13 protein-coding genes are annotated in these 17,604 nt (G+C 66.1%); 3 read left to right on the forward strand and 10 right to left on the reverse strand.

The window, feature by feature from the left end:
• The first annotated feature begins 150 nt into the window (after window positions 1–150).
• From ACPZMI_RS06820 to ACPZMI_RS06830, 3 genes are all read left to right on the forward strand, one after another.
• Window positions 151–4,236, forward strand: coding sequence for an RCC1 domain-containing protein (locus ACPZMI_RS06820; RefSeq protein ID WP_426351923.1), 4,086 nt, complete (start codon window positions 151–153; stop codon window positions 4,234–4,236).
• Window positions 4,233–5,126: an Ig-like domain-containing protein gene (locus tag ACPZMI_RS06825; RefSeq protein ID WP_186665338.1), complete on the forward strand. Its 894-nt coding sequence runs from the start codon at window positions 4,233–4,235 to the stop codon at window positions 5,124–5,126. The genes ACPZMI_RS06820 and ACPZMI_RS06825 overlap by 4 nt, the downstream gene beginning before the upstream one ends.
• Window positions 5,127–5,305: 179 nt before the next feature.
• The gene (locus tag ACPZMI_RS06830) at window positions 5,306–6,589 is read left to right on the forward strand and encodes a hypothetical protein (RefSeq protein WP_426351924.1); all 1,284 of its coding nucleotides are present in this window, start codon (window positions 5,306–5,308) and stop codon (window positions 6,587–6,589) included.
• Between the two features lie 76 nt (window positions 6,590–6,665).
• Here the strand turns inward: ACPZMI_RS06830 and ACPZMI_RS06835 are convergent, their stop codons facing one another.
• The 10 genes from ACPZMI_RS06835 to ACPZMI_RS06880 form a co-directional block, all read right to left on the reverse strand.
• Window positions 6,666–7,427: a ChbG/HpnK family deacetylase gene (locus ACPZMI_RS06835; RefSeq protein ID WP_426351925.1), complete on the reverse strand. Its 762-nt coding sequence runs from the start codon at window positions 7,425–7,427 to the stop codon at window positions 6,666–6,668.
• Window positions 7,399–8,559 (reverse strand): GNAT family N-acetyltransferase, encoded by a 1,161-nt coding sequence (locus ACPZMI_RS06840; RefSeq protein ID WP_426351926.1) that lies wholly within the window; start codon window positions 8,557–8,559, stop codon window positions 7,399–7,401. Before ACPZMI_RS06840 ends, ACPZMI_RS06835 begins: the two co-directional genes overlap by 29 nt.
• A 4-nt stretch (window positions 8,560–8,563) precedes the next feature.
• On the reverse strand, window positions 8,564–9,253 hold the full coding sequence (locus tag ACPZMI_RS06845) for a GNAT family N-acetyltransferase (RefSeq protein WP_186709594.1): 690 nt from the start codon (window positions 9,251–9,253) through the stop codon (window positions 8,564–8,566).
• Window positions 9,254–9,287: 34 nt separating this feature from the next.
• Window positions 9,288–11,198, reverse strand: a complete 1,911-nt coding sequence (locus tag ACPZMI_RS06850) for a hypothetical protein (protein ID WP_426351927.1) — start codon at window positions 11,196–11,198, stop codon at window positions 9,288–9,290.
• Window positions 11,195–12,499, reverse strand: coding sequence for a lipopolysaccharide biosynthesis protein (locus ACPZMI_RS06855; RefSeq protein WP_426351928.1), 1,305 nt, complete (start codon window positions 12,497–12,499; stop codon window positions 11,195–11,197). Before ACPZMI_RS06855 ends, ACPZMI_RS06850 begins: the two co-directional genes overlap by 4 nt.
• A complete protein-coding gene (locus ACPZMI_RS06860) occupies window positions 12,496–13,506 on the reverse strand; it encodes a polysaccharide deacetylase family protein (RefSeq protein WP_426351929.1) in 1,011 nt (336 codons plus the stop codon). The genes ACPZMI_RS06855 and ACPZMI_RS06860 overlap by 4 nt, the downstream gene beginning before the upstream one ends.
• Window positions 13,507–13,515: 9 nt before the next feature.
• The gene (locus tag ACPZMI_RS06865; protein ID WP_426351930.1) at window positions 13,516–14,652 is read right to left on the reverse strand and encodes a glycosyltransferase; all 1,137 of its coding nucleotides are present in this window, start codon (window positions 14,650–14,652) and stop codon (window positions 13,516–13,518) included.
• Window positions 14,645–15,610, reverse strand: a complete 966-nt coding sequence (locus ACPZMI_RS06870) for a glycosyltransferase family 2 protein (RefSeq protein WP_411384276.1) — start codon at window positions 15,608–15,610, stop codon at window positions 14,645–14,647. Before ACPZMI_RS06870 ends, ACPZMI_RS06865 begins: the two co-directional genes overlap by 8 nt.
• Entirely contained in the window at window positions 15,607–16,977 is a 1,371-nt protein-coding gene (locus ACPZMI_RS06875) for an O-antigen ligase family protein (protein ID WP_426351931.1), read from the reverse strand. The genes ACPZMI_RS06870 and ACPZMI_RS06875 overlap by 4 nt, the downstream gene beginning before the upstream one ends.
• On the reverse strand, window positions 16,974–17,604 hold a 631-nt coding region (locus ACPZMI_RS06880; protein WP_426351932.1), incomplete at its 5' end, for a glycosyltransferase family 4 protein. The genes ACPZMI_RS06880 and ACPZMI_RS06875, both read right to left, overlap by 4 nt.

Consider the following 17,604-nt stretch of genomic DNA (forward strand, 5'->3'; position numbering starts at 1 on the left):
AACCTGAGCCTGGCGCAAGGCGAACGCTGGCCGTTCTGGCCAGGTTTGATGGGCGCTGTCACCTGGTATTTCTGTCAGTTGTGCGATGTGGGCAACTGCTTTTCAATCAGCGGACCAAACATGCCGGGTCCAAGGGATTGGGAGACAGCCATGCCGAATGACGCGCAGTTCAATGAGCCAGACGACGAGGGCGGCGTCGTGCTGACCCTCGATGAGATGATCAAGGCCTTTAACCAGCAACTGGCGACGCAGGAGATGAGCATGTTCTCCGTGGGCGGTGCCGGCCTGGCGGCGCTGGAGCGGATCTACATCCCGGGGCAGATCACCTCGGTGAAAACCCCAGGTGTCCAGGTCGGCGTCAACTACAACATGGCGCACACGAATGCCCGTGGGTTGTTGATCATCATCCAGCGCTACTCGAACATGCGCGTTGGTGACTGGATCGAGGTGTTCTGGGGGGATGACACTCTGCCTGTAGCGTCCGACAGGCTTCAAACCCAAGAGCAGGTTGATCAGCTTTTTCCGATGTACGTGCCCTCGGAGAAAGTGAAGGAGGGGGTGTTCGACCTGTGGTGCAAGGTCACCCGTGCCGGGGGCGGTAATGAAGATAAGTCCACGCCGCTGAGCGTGCTGAGCCGCCTCATTTTCCCCGGCGGAACCGACCCCGAGCCGGAAAAGCCAGGCCATCAGCAACTGGTACCGCCGAAAGCCAAAGTCCCGCCCTCTGGCGTCATCGGTGAGGACGAAGCGAAAGCCGGTGTCGAGGTGGAGATCGAGGTGTACCCGAACATGCGTGAGTACGACCAGATCCGCCTGAGTTGGGGCGGGGAGTTCGTACTCCACGATGTGCAGCCGGCAGAGGTGGGGAAACCCGTGGTGATTACTGTGCCGGAAGCGACCATTCGGGCCGCAGGCGACAGTGATGCCCTGGTCCTGACCTACCGGGTGACCGACGAGGTGAACAACCCGTCCAGCGACTGGTCTGAGCGCAGCACGCTGAAGACGGAAGTCGGTGTCGGGCTGCTGCCGGCACCTTACATCTTCAACCCTGACCCTGGCGCCGATCCTGAAGATGTCATCGACTTGGATGCGTTGGGTGATGCTGACCTGGAAATCGAAGTGGACACGCCGAGAACGGACTTCGAGGTGGACGACGTGATCACCGTCACCTGGCTAGGTAGCTCCACGCACGGCGAAACCCTTGAATTCACCCCACCGTCTCAGACTGTAAGTCGGGTTGGACGCACGCTGGTGTTCAGCATTCCCAATGACAAGCTGTTCGCCCTGGGCGGCGGGCGTGGCGTTGCATCATTCGTCAACACTCGTGGCACTGACGATACCCCCTCCAAGCGTGCGTTCGTCAGTATTGCTGGTGTTATCCCCGTCCTGGCCAAACCTGACCTGCTCGAGGCTACCGGGGGTAGTTTGGACCCCACCCTGGTGGAGGCCACCGTCCAGGTGCCTGCGCAGGTGAACCTCGTGCGGGGGGACAGAGTGACGTTGACGTGGCTGGGGACGCGTGCCAACGGTACGCCGCTGCTGCACACGGAAATCAAGACTGTCAGTACCTCCCAGGCGGGCAAGGCCTTGGCGTTCCATGTACAAGGCGCTGCCAACCTGGCCCCGCTGGACGGCGGCAGCCTCGCCCTGAGCTACCAGCTCAAGCGGCGTGATCTGGACACGCCGCTGGATTCCGCGCATGAAGTGCTGCAGGTGGGTGACGCGCGTGCGGCATTGCCCGCGCCCTCGACGCGCCCACTTGTTCCCGGCGGCAAACTGGACCCAGACGCTTACCCACGGGGTATCGAGGTCATCGTACAGCCCTACACGAACATGACGCAGGACCAGGACATGTACCTGGAGTGGACGTCCACCGTGGGGCAGCCGTACTACGACGATGTGCCGGTCACCCCGGGGCAGGAGACCATCTTCGAGGTCAGCCCCGCCCAACTGCGGGCGAATGATGGCGGCGCGGTGCTGGTGGGGTATCGGATCACCGAGGCTGGACAACCGGACCGCTATTCCGAGTACCTGGAGTTGCAGGTAGGTGCCGGCGAGAAGGTTGATTTGCTCGCGCCGGAGGTCGTGGAGGCCCAGGACGGCATTCTCAACCCTGGCGTTGTCACCGGCGGTGCGACGGTGCGGGTGCCGGCCAGCGCCGATCTCAAGGCGGGCGATGAGGTAGAGGTCTTCTGGGACGGCGACAAGCCGGGTGGGGTGACCTCGGTGTCCGACTTCGTGCTGGCGGATGGTGGTTTCCTGGACCTGCCCATCGACTATGCCTTCGTCATCGCCAATGCCGATGGAAACGTCAATGTCCGCTATGCGGTCTATCGATTGAGTGGCGCAAAGGACAAGTCGCTGGTTCTGTCGATCCGCGTGCAAAGCGCCGCCTTGCCACTGCCGACCGTTCTCGAGTCCATAGAGGGTAATATCAACCCGGACGACGTGGTCAGTGGTGCGACGGTGGTCGTCGAGGCGGTGGCGCAATTGCGTGAGCGTGATGTGGTGACGGTCGAGATCGTCAGCCCGGCGCCAGGCGGCAGCACGACGATTCCGGTCCCTGTGCCGACCGGTGGTAACAATCAGGCATTGCGCGTACCGGTGCCCTATGCCGTGATCAACGCCAGCAGTGGAGCGACTATCGCCCTTGAATACAGAATCGATCGCGCCGCTGGCGGCCCGCCGGAGAGTTCACCGTCCAATACCTACTCCGTGAGCCGGGTGATCGGTGCGGGGCCCATCCGTATCTTCGGTGCCCGTTATGGCGCCAGTTCCTCCCTCGCCTCGGGCTCGCCACGGATTATCAGTGCCTACAACTCGACCACCGACCAGCCCATTCTCGTGGAATGGCAATACGCTGGCGATGTGGCCTGGACGGCAGGTTACACCTGGCTCGACCGCCAACCCCAGCGGCCCCTGCGGGTGCGCAGCACCACCGATGCGGTGTGGCTCAACCCGGCCAATGTCGTCGGCAACGGTAAAGATGCACTGGGCAAGGGTCAGGCAGCTTTTGCGGTGATGCTCGACAACCCCACCCCTGGCCTGTTCAGCCTCTATGGCTGGGGGAGCGCGGCCTATGGCGCCAATGTGTCTCCGACACTTATCACCTATGATGATGTGGTCGAGGTCAGTGGTACCCGTAGCGCTTACGCAGCACGTCTGCAGAGCGGCTCCGTAGCCTGCTGGGGCGATACCGCCGAAGGCGGGACCCTGCGACCTGAAGACATAGGACAGCCATTCCTCGAGGTTCGCAGCAACGGCACGGTGTTCGTTGGCCGCCTCCAGGTAACGCCGGGAAGCAACAACGGCCGACTGACTGCGTGGGGCACTGCCGACAATGGCGCAACGGTGCCGCCGGACATCCTCGCGCTAACTGATATCACGGCGGTGTTCGGCGCTGGCTATGCCTTCGCTGCACAACGGGCGAATGGGCGATTGGTCGCCTGGGGCGATGTACAGCGTGGGGGTACCCTACCTGCAGATATCGCTGCGCTGAGCGACATCCAGATTGTCAAGGGCAACTGGGGGGCCTTTGGCGCCCGGCGGGCCAACAAGCGCTTGGTGGCCTGGGGTGACGCCACCTATGGCGGAACGATACCGGCGCCTATTGCGGCACGTAACGACATCGAAACCCTGGAAGGCGCCACGGGTAAAGCCTTCAGCGCCCTGACCACCGCTGGGCAAGTAGTGGCCTGGGGGCCGACCAGCCATGGCGGAACAGTCCCTGCAGAAATCGCCGCGCTCAGCGATATCGTCGAGGTCACCAGCACCTTTCATGCGTTCTGCGCACGGCGTCGCAACGGCCATGTGGTGGCGTGGGGCAATACCGCCTATGGCGGTACGGTGCCTGCGCCCATCGCGCAACTGTCAGATATCGTTCAAGTGACGGGCAGCGCCTGGAGTTTCGCCGCCTTGCGCCGCAACGGCACGGTGGTGGCCTGGGGCAGTGCAGACTCTGGTGGCGATACAAGTGCCGTGGTTGCGCAGTTGACCCATGTGCAGGCGGTGTATGCCAACACTCACGGTTTCACCGCACTGACCACTGACGGGCGTGTGGTCACCTGGGGCAATGGCCCAGGTGGTGGTGACAGCTCGGCAGCCCAACCGGTCATTGCTGGGCGACTGCTGGCGGGCCGCCCTGACCCGAGTGCGGTCAACGCCGCAGTCAACGAGCGGAACGGGATGAGCCGCTTGGCGCTCGACAGCGCCAGTTTGTCGGAGAGCACACGATGAACGATATGACAGAAGCACAAGCAGCGCAGAATAGCCTTGCCGTACCCACCATGGCGAATGTGATCAATGGCAAGCTCGATCCAGCCCAGGTGCCGAGTAACGGTGCCCCGGTGGTCATGGCAGTGGGGGCGGAGCATGCCGGCAAGACCCTCACGCTGGTGCTGGCATTGGCCCAGGGGACTGAGCTTTTCACCCAGAACCTGCCCATCGGCTCTACGGGGCGCTCCATCACGCTGCGTATTCCCAAGGAGCACTTCACCAATAACCTGGCTGCTCAGGTGAAGGTGTTCTACCGGGTCAGTACGGTAGGGGATAGCCCCGTGCTGACGTTCCAGATCGACCAGGGGTTCGCGGGCGCTCATGAGTTGGACCTGACGGCACAGCGGTTCACGCCGGTGTACCTCGACGGTGAACTCAAGCTGCCTGGCCAGTTGCCGGTATTTTTGCGTTTCACCCGGATCGCTCCGGGGGCGACCAGCTACGCCAGCAGCGACGAGAGTGTGGCCACGGTGGATAACCAAGGGCAGGTCACGGCATTGCGCAACGGCCAGACCACCATCACCGCGCAATCACCTGGCGGACCGCAGAGCTATGTGCTGACGGTCAAGGGCATTCGTGGCCTGGAGTTCCTCGCGCGTCAAGGCTCTACCTGGCAAAGCGCGGACACCCTGTGCAAGAGCGCGGGCATGCAGCTGCCGACCCAGGCGGACTTCACCAAGGTCCAGGGTGCATACGGCGTGCAGATGGCCGACCTGGGGCTGCCGAACTACCCCATCTGGGGGGCGGCACTGGATGGCGGCACGGCCTGGACCTACCACCCCTACACCCAGGTCCTGACCTCCGAGAGCACTGACGCCAACACCCTGCGTCAGGTCGCCGGGGTCGGTTGACCTGCGGTGTGCTGCTTCGCTGAGGGGCGGCGAACCCCGCTGCCCACTTCTGTCAGGCGTTCCATCATGCGATCCCTGGGGTGGTGACCTATCGCCTGGAAGAGCAAGTCGTCAGTTGATCACTCGCTGAGCATGTCTGAGGTTTTCTTGTGAGAATGCCGTGGCTGTCACGTTGTTGTGTGCTGTTGAGCTGCCTGCTGGCCCCCGCTGCCTGGGCGCTGACCGGCCCAGAGCTGGCGGTCGCTCTCAACCAGTCTTACCAGAGCGGTGCGCTGCGCTGTGCAGGTAATCGGCCAGCGTATTTTTGCAGCGGTGTGCTGGTGCGACAGCAGCCTGCCAATGCGCCGCTGCCGTTCTGGACCCATGGCCCCGAAGCCATCGGTCAGGGTGCCGAGCGCTTCAGTTGGTTGCGACATGACGTGGGGGGAATGAGTGTCAGCGAGCCCAGTGGCTACATCTTCAGTAACCGTTTCGAGGCCATGGCGCAGGGCAAGGACTACAGCGTGCAAGGCGATGACGGCGGCACCCGGCCTGGCGAACTGCGGGTGGTCAACTGGGACACGTCGTTGCCCGAGCGCCTGGCCGTAGTGGCGGTGTACTACAACCGTGGCGACATCAACGGCCTACTGGCGGCCCAGCGGGACCAGCGCGCCTACCACGAGGCCGTTGGCGTGTGGTTGCCGGTACTGCGACTCGACCCCGCCCTGCCACAGAGCGCGGTGTTCGGTTTCGACTCGCGCGAGCAACTGTACCGCGGTTACCAGGTCGCCGACCGGCTGAACTTGCGCTACGCCGACACCGCCGCCAGTTGCTACGATGCGAGCCCCAGTTACAACTGCAATGGTGTGCTGATCCGCGCCACCGGTGCCTCCGCCGGCTTTCGTTCCTGGAACCCCACGCAGAACTCCATTTCACGAGATGGTGTTTCGTTCACCTATCTACGCGCCGATACCGGTGTCCAGCGCTTGGCCAGCAATGAGCCGGGTTTGATCTTCGATCGTCTGGATCAACCTGTCACGCATCCGGTCAGGTTGCGCTGCGCCTACCCGGCCAACGCCGGCACCAGCGGCATCCCGAACAGCTGTCGAGCCAGTTGCTTGTCGCAAGGTATTACCACGGTCGCGGCGTGGCGCGCGCGTTACGCTGGCAGCGCTGCGAACAGTTGCGCCTTCAGCATGGAGCCCACGCCCAATGCTGCGCAGTTCCAGTTGAACATCGACGTGCGCGCCAGCGCTGGTGCGCACAACGAAATCATCATTGGTGCCTGGCCGCAGAACATACCTCGGGAGTTGCCTATCGAGGCGATCTACTATCCTTCCGGTAGCGCCAGCCTGGCCGGGGCGAAGCTGATCCAGCGTGACTACTTCCAGCACACCGGCGTTTTCATGCCGGTAGTGCGCGTGAACCTGGCCAGTGGCAATGGTCAGGTGTTCACCTTCGTGGCGCAAGACCAGAACCTCTAGGAGTCAGAATGAGCGACGTGCCATTAGCCAATGATTTCGACGAGCAAGAGACGCTCGCCCCTCGAAAGGCTGGTACTTAAAGCGCGGTGGCGTAACCCACCCGCGGTACGTCCTCAAGACGCGCATCGATCAACGATTTCAACGATTCCCCACTCTCCAGGTAGGCATCGCCAAAATCATGCCCGCCCAGCGCGCTGGGATGCGCGACCACCTCCAGCACCCCCTCGCGCGGCGCCAGGCCCGCCTTCAGGTCCGCGGGGGTGCACACATAGTCGGCCGTGGCCCCGCTCAACTGGCGCAGGCGCCGGTTCAGCAGGGTCTTGAACAGCCGTTTCGCCGGGCCGATGTTGTGCCCCAGGTTGCGTGCCAGGCGCACCGGCACGCCCTGCTCACGGGCAAAACGCGCCACCACCTCACCGACTGGCCAGATGTTGTGCACGTGCTGGTGCGAGTCCAGGTGGCTGGGCATGACGTCATGGGCCACGCAGCGTTGCCATTGGGCTTCGAGTTCCTGGCGCACGGCCTCGCGCTCGCTGCGTGACAGGCGCAGGGTGCGCTGGCGCAGCCCGAGGTCGAACTCGCCCTGGGCGGTGCAGAAGCGCGGTTCGGCGAGGATCGCCTGGCTCAGGGGCCGACCGTAGGTCAGGTTGAAATGCAGGCCGATCCGGCCCTTCAGCGCTGGCTGCTGGGCCAGTACGCACGCTGCCTGGAACGCCGGCATGTTGGCCATCAGTGTTGCCGAGCTGATCAGCCCGGCCTGGAACGCGTGCAGGATCACCGCGTTGATGGGGGCACTGAGGCCGAAGTCGTCAGCGTTGACTATGACCTGGGATGGCATCCGGGCGCTCCTGTGTGGGGTTCGGGGTGACGGTGGCTGCGCTGTCGGCCTTGCGCAGGCGTGGCTTGAGCCAGCGCCAGCAACGCAGGGCCAGGCCCAGGGCGATGCCGTCGGGGCGCCAGCTGTAGCTGCTCAAGCGCCATTGTTCGACTTGGCCGGTCTGGCGTTCATGCAACTGGTGGCTGGAGTTTTCAAGGCTTACCCGCGAGGCGTCGACCCAGCTCCAGCCCTCGTCGAGGCCCCAGTGAATCCACTCTTCGAGCAGCACCCGGCCACTGCCCAGCTCGCGTTGTTCGGGCACGAACGCCAGGTTGTAGTCGTAGATGCGTCCGCGCTCGAGCAGGCCCAGGCGGTAGCTGATGCATCGCCCGTCCAGCTCCAGCAGCACCAGGCACACCAGCCCTTCGCCAGCCAGCGCGGTGAAGGCCTGGTACATCCACCCGCGGCGCTGGCTGCCCGAGAAGATGCCGACGTCATCGTCGCCTTTCCAGCTCGCCGCTTCCACGGCGCTGATCGCATCGAGCAGGGCGGTGATGTTGTGGCGGTCGGCGACCACCCGGCGCACCTGCGCGCCGCAGGCGGCGATGCGCTTGCGTGCACGGCGAAGCTTGTAGCGTGGGTCGCCACTGACCTCCTGGCGATCGGCTTCACTGATCCGGTGCACCGGTACACGGCAGCTCAGGCGTCGCTCGAAGGTCGAGCTGGCCGCAGCCCATTGGCGCAGCCAGTCCTCATTGTCACCCTGCACGACTTCACTCAATTGCAGCAGCGCATGGGGAAGATGCTTGCGGATGGTCTTGAGCACCTGTGTTGCGTGGTGCGCCGGCAGGTCGAGCAACAACGCGATGCGATCGCTCAGTGGATGACCCAGGTGACGCACCACCGGGACATTCAGCGGGCCTGCCGCCTGGCGTTCGCGCACCAGGGGCAGGCACAGGCACAGGCGGCCATCGAGGTGACCGAGCAGAATCTTCAGTTGCTGGCCCGGTTGCAGAGCGGCCTCGGCGGCGCGCAGCCAGCCCAGGTGATTGAACGGGGTGCTGCCGGCCACGCGCTGGCGCAGCGCTTCATAGCCGGCGGCGGGAAAGCTGGGGGTGCGCAGCGAGGCGCACCAGCTCAGTTGCAGGGCCACGGGGTCAGGACGCCGCAGCCGTGGCGTTTTCGGACGCCGGTTTACGCAAGGGCTCCAGACGCGACTCGCTGTAGCGGCTTTCGCGGAAGAACTTCCAGCGCCCGAACAGGCAGTAGACATTCATGATGCGCCCTTGCTCCTGATAGCCCATGCGCAGGTGCAGTTTGAGCGCCGGGATGTTGTGTTGTTCGCAGACGTCCACCACCTTGGTGCAACCCTGCGCGGCCATGGCCTTCCACAACGCCACTTGCAAGTCCACCGACAGCTCGCTGCCCCAGTACTTGCGGATCAACTCGCCGCCGAACTCGAAGAACTCGCCCGGACCGACCGGGAACCAGCACCCGTAGTAATGGCGGTCGTGGTAATGGCGCGCACTGCCCCAGATGAAGGCCACGGTGTCGCCGTCGTCATCGAGGAACATCAACCCTGTGTGGCCCTCGGCCGCCAGCTCGCGCATGGTCTCGACGCGGTCGCCGAAGTGCTTGGCGAAGGCCTTGACGTTGTTCACGGTGATGTTCTCGATGCGCAGTGGCGCATAGGGTTTGAGACGGTGCGGGGGCACCGGGGTTTCCAGGTCGCGTTCCATCCACACCAGTTCCCAATGATAGAAGACGTAGTGTCGCCAGGCGCTGCTCAAGGTATTGCGTAGTCCCTTGCGCTTGATGCGATCCTGGATCTTGCTCAATGCACGCATGGTGCCTCCTGTTCGTGGCAGGTCGAGGTGCGTCTCATGACGCACTCCAGGTCAGGGCAAACAAGGTCTGCCCTGGCAATTGAAAACGAATCTGCCCCTGCTGGCAGCTGAAGCGGGCAGGGCGCGGTTGGTTATCGGGGCCGAACAGTTCGAGCTGGCCGGCCGGGCAGTCGCCCAGCGCCAGGTCGACCTGCTGCACGCGCTCGGCCTTGTTGACCCCCAGCAGGCTGCGCTGACGGCCGTCGGCCATGGCCAGCACGTCGACCTCGAAGGCGTCGTTGTCCAGGGCCAGCACCTGGCGCAGCCAGTGGCGCTGGATGAACTGCTGGGCAAGGCCCACCGGCTTGAGCTCGAAACGGTCATCGCCCAGCACGCGGATCATGCCCTTAGGCCATTCGGGCTCGTCGGCGACATGGAACCAGTTGAGCATGTCCAACAGGCCGTCGGCGGAGGCGTTGATCACCACCGAGGCCCACCACAGGCCCGCGTAGTGGGTGTTCTGGTCATAGGGGCTGAGGCTGGAGCCGCTGGACAGGTTGGTCTGGTCGAGCAGCAGCGCCTTGCGCGGCCGGCCTTGGCTGTCGAGGCCGACCAAGGCCGCGGCCTGGCGCACGCTGTCGCGGTAGCTGCGGGTGGCGAGCAGGTCGCGGACCATCCATTCGTGCCAGGCCAGGGCATCGATCTGCGCACCGTGCTCCTGCAGCAGGCGCCGGGCCCAGTCGATACCGCGCAGGTCCTTGCTGCCCTGGGTGAAGGGGCCGCCGAGCAGGCGTGACGAGGCGGGCATGGCGATCCGCACGCCCGCCTCCCGGGCGCCCGGCCAGGCGCTTACGCGCTGGGCCATGCCGGTGAAGAAGTCGCGGTAGCTTTCATAGTTGCGGTAATTGAGGTTGGGCTCGTCGGCAAAGGCCAGGTAGTGCAGGCCCTTGCCGCCCAGGCGCGCGGTGCCGGCCAGCCAGGCATCGAGGCCGTCGTGGCTGGTGCGATCGGCGGCAAGATCGGCGCGCCGACCCGTGCCGGCGAGCAGGGTGATGTCCTGGGTGATGCCGAAGCGCTGCTGGTACAGACGGCGCCAGGCGTCTTCATAGCCGGGCTGGCGGGCGAGCACGTCCATGAAGCTGTAGTAGCCGGCCGCCTGCGGACGCAGGGCATCCAGGGCGGCGAAGCTCGACGGTGGCGGCAGCACGTAGGGCAGGTTGACCCCCAGCAGCGGCGTGTGGCCCAGCACCTTGGCCTGGAGCCTGAGTCGCACCTGCCCGGCAGGGTTGGCGACATCGCCCAGTTGATCGGCGCGCTGGGCGAACAGGTTGGCGCTGCCATCGAGCCAGAATGCCGCCTTGCCGCGCCCTTGCAGGCGCAGGCGCCAGGTTTCGTCGCGGGGGCTGACCGGCAGCGCCTGCTGGTCGAAGCGCCAGTAGGCGGGGTAGGGCTTGAGCGCCACCTCGACCTGCCGACCGTCGCTCAGGCGCTGCGCCAAGAGCCCGCGTACGCCGCCGTGGAACTTGCCGGCCAGCGTCGCCTGCTCACCGGCCTTGACGCGGAAATACAGCTCGACCCGTGGCCCGACCTCGGCGCTGAAGTGCACCTTGGCGGGAGCGAACAGGGCGCGTGTGGTGTCGCTGTGCTCGATCTGGTAGCCACGGAAGCTGTAGCCAGGCACCTCCAGGCGATAGGGGCCGGCGTCGGCGGTCAGTGGCCAGCGTTGCTCGCCGCGCAACTCCTCGGCCTTGATCGCCCGCTCGCCGCGCAGTTGGCCGTGGCCGTCGAGCAGGTAGATGCGCTCGGCATTGGCGTCGGCCTGCCAGGCCGGATGCCAGCGCAGGCGCAGTTCATCGTTGCGCGCGGGTTGCAGGTACAGGCTGCCATCGCGGAGATCGCCCCATTGCAGGCTCGCCGCCGGTGCCAGCGGCACCCACAGGGCACAGAGCAGCAGGCAGCGCTTCATGCTGGCCTGCGCTGCAACATCTGGCGCAGCGGCGCGAAGTCGCTGGGCAGGATGATCAGGGTTTGCAGTACCGGCACCCCACTCAGGCGGCAGTACAGCACCAACATGGCGAGGGTCACCGCGAGATAAGCGATGGACGAGGCCGCTGCGGCACCGACGATGCCCCAGGTTGGAATCAGCAGCACGTTGAGCACCAGGTTCAGCGCGGCGCCGGCACCCATCATCAGCGAGACCGTGCCGGGGCGGTTCTTGCCCAGCAGGTCCAGGCGCAGGATGCTGGCGTAGCACAGCCCCAGCAGCCCTGGCAGCAAGGCCAGCAGCGCCGGGTAGGCCGGTTGGTAGGCAATGCCGAACAGGGTGACGATCAGCCAGTCGCCGATCACCGCCATGCACAGGCAGGCGCCGAGCATCACCGTGGCGGTCAGGCGCAATGCCAGAGGGGTGAGTTTCTCCATGCCGGCGTCCTGCTGCAGCAGGCGCTTCATCAGCGGTGTGGTCACCGCTTCCGGTACGATCAACAGCAGTTCGGCGGCCGCACTGGCCATGGCGTAGTGCCCCAGCGCAGTGCTGCCGAGCATCGCGCCGATGAACAGGTAGTCCGAGCGCAGGATGACTTGCTGGAACAACAGGTCGGGGTGGCTCTTGGCACTGTAGCTGAGCAGCTCGCGCTGACCGCCGCGATCCCAGCGCAGGGCCAGCGGATGCTGGCGGCGCAGCCACCACAGGCCCAGCATCAGCACCAGGGCGATACCCACCAGCCAACTGATCAGCGCCGCCTCCAGCGCCTCTTCACGCCACATCCAGAACAACGCCAGAAACAACAGCAGCGGTGCCGCCGATTCGGTCAGGCGCAGCGCGTTGAACGCGCCGACGCCACCGCTGGCGTTGTGCAGTGTCAGCAGGCCGCTCTTGAGCACGGTCATCGGCACCGCCAGCAGCAACAGCCAGGCCAGCAGGCCCAGTTGCAGGGTGATGTCCAGGTCGGCACCGAAAGCGCGCACCAGCACCACGCAGACCAGCGTCAACAACCCCGCCAGCAGGCAACCGTAGACCAGCACCTGGGTCAGCAGCAGGCCCATGTCGCGCTGCTTGGCCGCCTGGTAGCCAACGGCGCTGTTCAACCCGCCGCTGGTGGCGGCGCTGATCAGGTCGGGCAGGGTGCTGAGCAGGGCGAACAACCCTCGCTCGCTGGGGCCGAGGATGCGCGCCAGCAGTACGTTGCGCAGCAGGCGCAGGGCGATCATCGCAAGCTTGGTGCCCATGCTCAGTGCCAGATGGCGCAGGTAATGGTTGCGGCTCATGAGCGGCCCCCGCGGCTGATGCGCCAGGCCAGCAGCGACGGGCGGCTGGCATTGCGCTGGCTGACGCCGATGCGTGGCAGGGCCAGCGGATCGTCATGCCCCTGGCAGATGCCGGCGCGCGTGCTCAGGGCGAAGGGATAGCGGTGCGCCGCCACGCGTGCGCGCACGCGGTCGTCATGGTCGCCATTGGGGTAGCAGTACACCGGCAGTGGTTGCTGGCAGCCGTGCGCCAGGGCGGCACGGCTGCGTTGTAGTTCCTCGTCCAGGCGCCGGTCGTCGAGGTAGGGCAACAAGGCGTGGCTGGCGCCGTGCGGGCCGAAGCGCACCAGGCCCGAGTCCTCCAGTTCACGCACTTGCTGCCAGTCCATGGCCTGGGGCAGCGATTCGGCAGGGCAGGCGTCGGTCAGTTGCTGCAGGGCTTGCGGGCTGAGGCTCTTGAGGCTCTGCAGGTAGTGCGCCAGGGCCTGGCTGCGCGCTTGCGAGCGGTCGTTCATGAAGTAGGCGGCCGGCAGCGGTCGGCCGAGCTTGCGCAGGTACTCGATGAGGCTGTGCCGTGCAGGCTCGCCGTGGCTGCCCCACAGGGTCTCGCCGACACTTTCCCACCAGAAGCGCTGGCGGCTGCCGATGTAGTCGGTGGACAGGAAGATGCTTGCCGGCACCTGGTGCTTGCGCAGCAGCGGGAAGGCGTTGCTGGCGTTGTCGCGCCAGCCATCGTCGAAGGTCAGGGCGACCTTGGGGCGCTGGTTGCTGCGCGGTGCCTCATGGTCCTTGAGCAGGTCCATGAGGCTGACGCAGTCGAAGTGGCGCGGCAGCCAGCGCAGCAGCCCTTCGAAGGCGCGTGGCCCGACACACAGCTCGTTGCGGTGCGCCAAGGCGGCGCTGGCATCATCGGCCAGTACCCGGTGCAGCATGAGGATCACCCCGGCGCCGCGCAATTCGGCGCGGCCCTTGGGCGACTTGAAATACAGCCAGCCACTGGCCTGTTTGATCTTCGTCTTGATCGGCATGTCCGTCGCTCATCGATTCTGGTCGGGGTTCCATTGGCTGTAGCTGTGCCCGCGCAGGAATTGCCACAGGCCGACACTCATGCCCGCCAGCGTCACCAGCACGAAGGCGGCCAGGCGGAACGGCCTGGGCAGGCGGTGGCCGGCATCGAGCAGGCCGGCAATCGCCGCCGCATAGCCGAGCAGTTGTGCGGCCAGGGCCAGGTGGTAGAAGTGCGACTCACCGACCAGCCAGAGATTGGCCAGCAGCAGCGGCAGCAACAGCACCGGTGCCAGGCGGCGGATCAGCTTGTGGCTGATCAGGGCGATGGCGTACAGGCCGTGGCGTAGCGGGTTGAGCAGTTCGCTGCGCGCGGCCAGGCTCTGCAGGCCGCCGACGGTGACGCGTTGGCGACGGCGGAACTGCTTGTCGGCCTCGTCCACCCCCTGGTCGAGCACGATCGCCTCCGGCACGTAGACGATGCGCTGGCCGGCGGCCGGGGCGCAGGTGCTGATGTAGAAGTCGTCGTTGACCTGTTTGGGAATCGCCTGGTACAGCGGGCGACGCAGGGCGAGCAGGGCGCCGTCGGCCGAGACCATGCAGCCGGTGCGGTTTTCCACCTTGCGCACCCAGGCTTCATAGTGGCGGTACAGGCTGTCGCCCAGGCTCAGGCCCTTGCCTGGATCGGGGATGATCATGTGCCCGGCAGTTCCCCCCACATCGCTGTCGGCGAACGGCGCCAGCAGCAGGCCAAGGGTGTTGCCAGACCACTGGTTGTCGGCGTCGGTGAACACCAGGATATCGCCGCGGCAGACGCTCACCGCGGTGTTCAGCGCGCCGGTCTTGCCCAGGCGTGGCAGGTCGAGCACCTGTACCCGCGGATCGTCCACGGCGCGGGCCAGCGCCACGGTGCGGTCGCTGGAGCCGTCGCTGGCCACCACCACCTGCAGTTCGGCGGCCTGGTAGTCCTGGGCGAGCACGCTGGCGAGCTTGGCCTCGATGTGCCGCTCCTCGTTGTGCGCGGCGATCACCACGCTGACCCGCTGCGGCGGCAGCGGGCCGGGTCTGCGCACAGGGAAGAACGGCGCAGCCAGGGTCAGCAGCAGCGGATAGCCGACCCAGGCGTACAGCGGCAACAGCAGGCACAACCAGAAGATGATCTCAGCCACGAGCGGGCCTCCTTGCGGTGCGGTTGAACAGGCTGAGGATGAACGCAGCGCCAGCCAGGTGCAGGCGCAGCCAGTGCAGGCCCCAGAGCTGCAGGGTCAGCAACGTGTCGTGGTGCCTGAGGCTCTGGCGCAGGCTCAGCGCCAGGGCAGGCAGGGCGCTGATCAGCAGCAGCGCCAGGGCCACATGGGGGAAACCTTCGAGCAGCGTCGACAGCGCCATGGCGTCGACTACCCAGGCGCCGACCGACAGCAGCGGGAAACGCAGCAGGCGCAGGCTCACGCCATGGCTGCGCAACAGTTGCAAGTGGCTGCCCTGGCGCCACATCTCCTTGCCCAGCCATTCACCCCAGCTGCCCTCGAAGCCCCAGTGCAGCACCACGGGCTGGCGCAGCACGCGCAAACGCGCGCCGGCTTCGTGCAGGCGCAGGGTAAAGTCCTTGTCTTCGCCGGTGCGCAGGCGCTCGTCGAAGCCGCCAACCTGGTCGAACCAGGTGCGGCGCATCAGCAGGTTGGGCGTGGGCAGCCAGGTGCAGTCCTGCACCGTCTGCCCGGCGCGCAGCGTGCGGCGTTGCCAGGCGTGGGCGAACCAGGGCGCCTGGCGTGGGGTGTCGCAGTCAAGGGCGAAGACATCTCCTTCGCCTCGGCGCTGCAGGCCCAGCAGCAGGTCGAGCCAGTTGTCGGGCACCTCGATATCGGCATCCAGGAACGCCAGCCACTCACCGTGGCTGACCTGTGCGCCCTGGTTGCGCAGCGCACCGATGGCCACACCGGGCAGGCTCAGCACCTGGGCGCCGTGCTGGCGGGCGATGGCCGGGCCATCGTCGCTGGAGCCGTTGTCGACCACGATCAGCTCACAGCCCAGCCCCGCGCAGTGGGCGGCCTTGCGCGCGGCTTCGAGGGTGCGGCCGATATGGCGGGCTTCGTTGAACATGGGGATGACGATGCTCACCTGGTTCATGGCGTCGCCCCCGCGGTGCGCGGCTCGCTGGCCTGGCGCAGCAGCACGCTGGACAGCGCCAGCATCATCCACAGGTACTTGTGGCTGGGGGCGCTGAGGAACATCAGGAACAGCCCGATGGCCAGCATGCTCATGGTCAGGTGGGTCATCAGGTCGGCGTTGTCGTGCTCGCCGTTGGCCCGCCAGGCCGCGCGGGCCCGCCAGAAGTTGCGCAGGGCCAGGGCGATCATGCCGACGAAGGCCAGCCCCGCCGGTACGCCGGTTTCGCTGAACAGCTCCAGGTAGGTGTTGTGGGCGCGGCGATAGAGGTCGGTGGTCTTGCTGTTGACCGGCGCGAAGGCCTTGGAGAAACCGGTGTCGGCGTAGTGCAGCGGGAAGGTGCCGGGGCCGGTGCCGAGCATCGGGCTGTGGCTGATCATCTCCTTGCCCACCACCAGGTACGAGGCGCGCCGACCCAGGGATTCGTCCTGGTGCGCATTGACCCCGGACTTGAGCAGCATCAGCGACTGGATACGCTCGGCGTAGCCGGCCGGCATCAGCGCCGCGCCCAGCGGCAGGACGATGGCCAGGCCGAGCATGGCGAAGCCCAGGTGGCGCGGGCGGATGCGTGCCAGTTGCTCGCGGTAGTTGTACAGCACGATGCCCAGGCTGATCAGCAGCACCACCAGGCCTGAGCGCGACTCGGTCTTGGTCATGCCCACTAGCAGCAACAGGCAGCAGCCGGCCCATAACAGCTTGAGCGGAATCTGCCGGGTCTTTATCGCCAGCCACAGCCCCAGCGGCATGGCGATGGTGATCAGCAGGGCGAAGGCATTAGGGTCGAGCATGGCCGAAGCGCGACCCTGCTCCTGGTATTTGCTGGAGAAGATGGCGAACAGGCAGGTCACGCAGACGCTGACGGTGATCAGCCGGGCCAGCATCGGCAGGTTGAGGTCGCGCCCCACCAGCAGGGTGATGACGAACACCACCAGGCCGACCAGCAGCTCGCGCAGGTGGCCGACGGACAGCTCGACGCTGTCGCTGGTCCACAGGCTCAGCAGGTACAGGGCCATGAACGGGATCAGCAATCGCCATTGATTGCTGCGCAGGCGCTCGGCAGGCAGCTGGCGCACGGCCAGTTGCAGGGTGAGGATCAGCACCAGGCCCAGGCCGATCAGCTTGGCGCCAGAGACCATGCTGTCCTTGAGCAGCCCTTCGAGCGGCACCAGCGCGGCGATCGCCAGCAGGCCCCAGGCTGGCTTGCGGTACAGCACCAGGGCACCGGCCAGGCCGACCACGGCGCCAGGGGCCAGGTAAGGGTAGGGGCTGGCCAGCAAGCCCAGCGACAGCAGGGCCACCAGGCCCACCAGCGACAGGGGGATGATCATGCGACAACCTCCGTGGCCGTGCCCCGGTACACCAGGGCCCAGCGTTGTGCCAGGGTCGGCAGGTGGTAGTGTTCGCGCTGGGTCTGGCGGGCGCGGGCAACCAGTTCTTCGGCCTGTTGCGGATCGTCCAGCAGCGCCTGCAGGTGGGCAGCGAGTTCATCGACTGCCAGCGGTGCGGCAAGCAGCCCGCTGCGCCCGTGTTCGATCACGTCGGGAATGCCGCCGACGCCGAAGGCCACCACCGGTACGCCGTCCTGCATGGCTTCGAGCAGAATCATTGGCGTGCCTTCGGTGCGCGAGCTGATCACCAGGGCATCCAGCCGGGTCATCCAGGCTTGCATGTCACGCTGGAAACCCGGCAGCGTGATGCGCTCGCCCAGGCCGGCAGCCTCGATACGCGCCTGCAGCGTGGCGCGTTCGGGGCCGTCGCCGAGCATCACCGCGTGCAACCGTGGATGGCGCTGGCACAGCGGGATCAGGGTGTCGAGGAACAGGTCCGGGCCTTTTTCGCTGGACAGCCGCCCGACATAGCCTGCCAGCCAAGGGGCTTGGCGCAGTCCCTGGCTTTGCACCGCGGTGTTGCCATCGCGGGACGAGCCCGCTCCCACAGGAGGTACTGCGGCCTCC

This window comes from Pseudomonas wayambapalatensis (assembly GCF_049942315.1).
GTDB lineage: Bacteria > Pseudomonadota > Gammaproteobacteria > Pseudomonadales > Pseudomonadaceae > Aquipseudomonas > Aquipseudomonas wayambapalatensis.

Bases quoted from the DNA above. Each gene is read 5' to 3' on its own strand.
- ACPZMI_RS06820 (WP_426351923.1), top strand. From the start codon at position 151: ATGCCGAATGACGCGCAGTTCAATGAGCCAGACGACGAGGGCGGCGTC.
- ACPZMI_RS06825 (WP_186665338.1), top strand. From the start codon at position 4,233: ATGAACGATATGACAGAAGCACAAGCAGCGCAGAATAGCCTTGCCGTA.
- ACPZMI_RS06835 (WP_426351925.1), bottom strand. From the start codon at position 7,427: ATGCCATCCCAGGTCATAGTCAACGCTGACGACTTCGGCCTCAGTGCC.
- ACPZMI_RS06845 (WP_186709594.1), bottom strand. From the start codon at position 9,253: ATGCGTGCATTGAGCAAGATCCAGGATCGCATCAAGCGCAAGGGACTA.
- ACPZMI_RS06850 (WP_426351927.1), bottom strand. From the start codon at position 11,198: ATGAAGCGCTGCCTGCTGCTCTGTGCCCTGTGGGTGCCGCTGGCACCG.
- ACPZMI_RS06855 (WP_426351928.1), bottom strand. From the start codon at position 12,499: ATGAGCCGCAACCATTACCTGCGCCATCTGGCACTGAGCATGGGCACC.
- ACPZMI_RS06860 (WP_426351929.1), bottom strand. From the start codon at position 13,506: ATGCCGATCAAGACGAAGATCAAACAGGCCAGTGGCTGGCTGTATTTC.
- ACPZMI_RS06870 (WP_411384276.1), bottom strand. From the start codon at position 15,610: ATGAACCAGGTGAGCATCGTCATCCCCATGTTCAACGAAGCCCGCCAT.
- ACPZMI_RS06875 (WP_426351931.1), bottom strand. From the start codon at position 16,977: ATGATCATCCCCCTGTCGCTGGTGGGCCTGGTGGCCCTGCTGTCGCTG.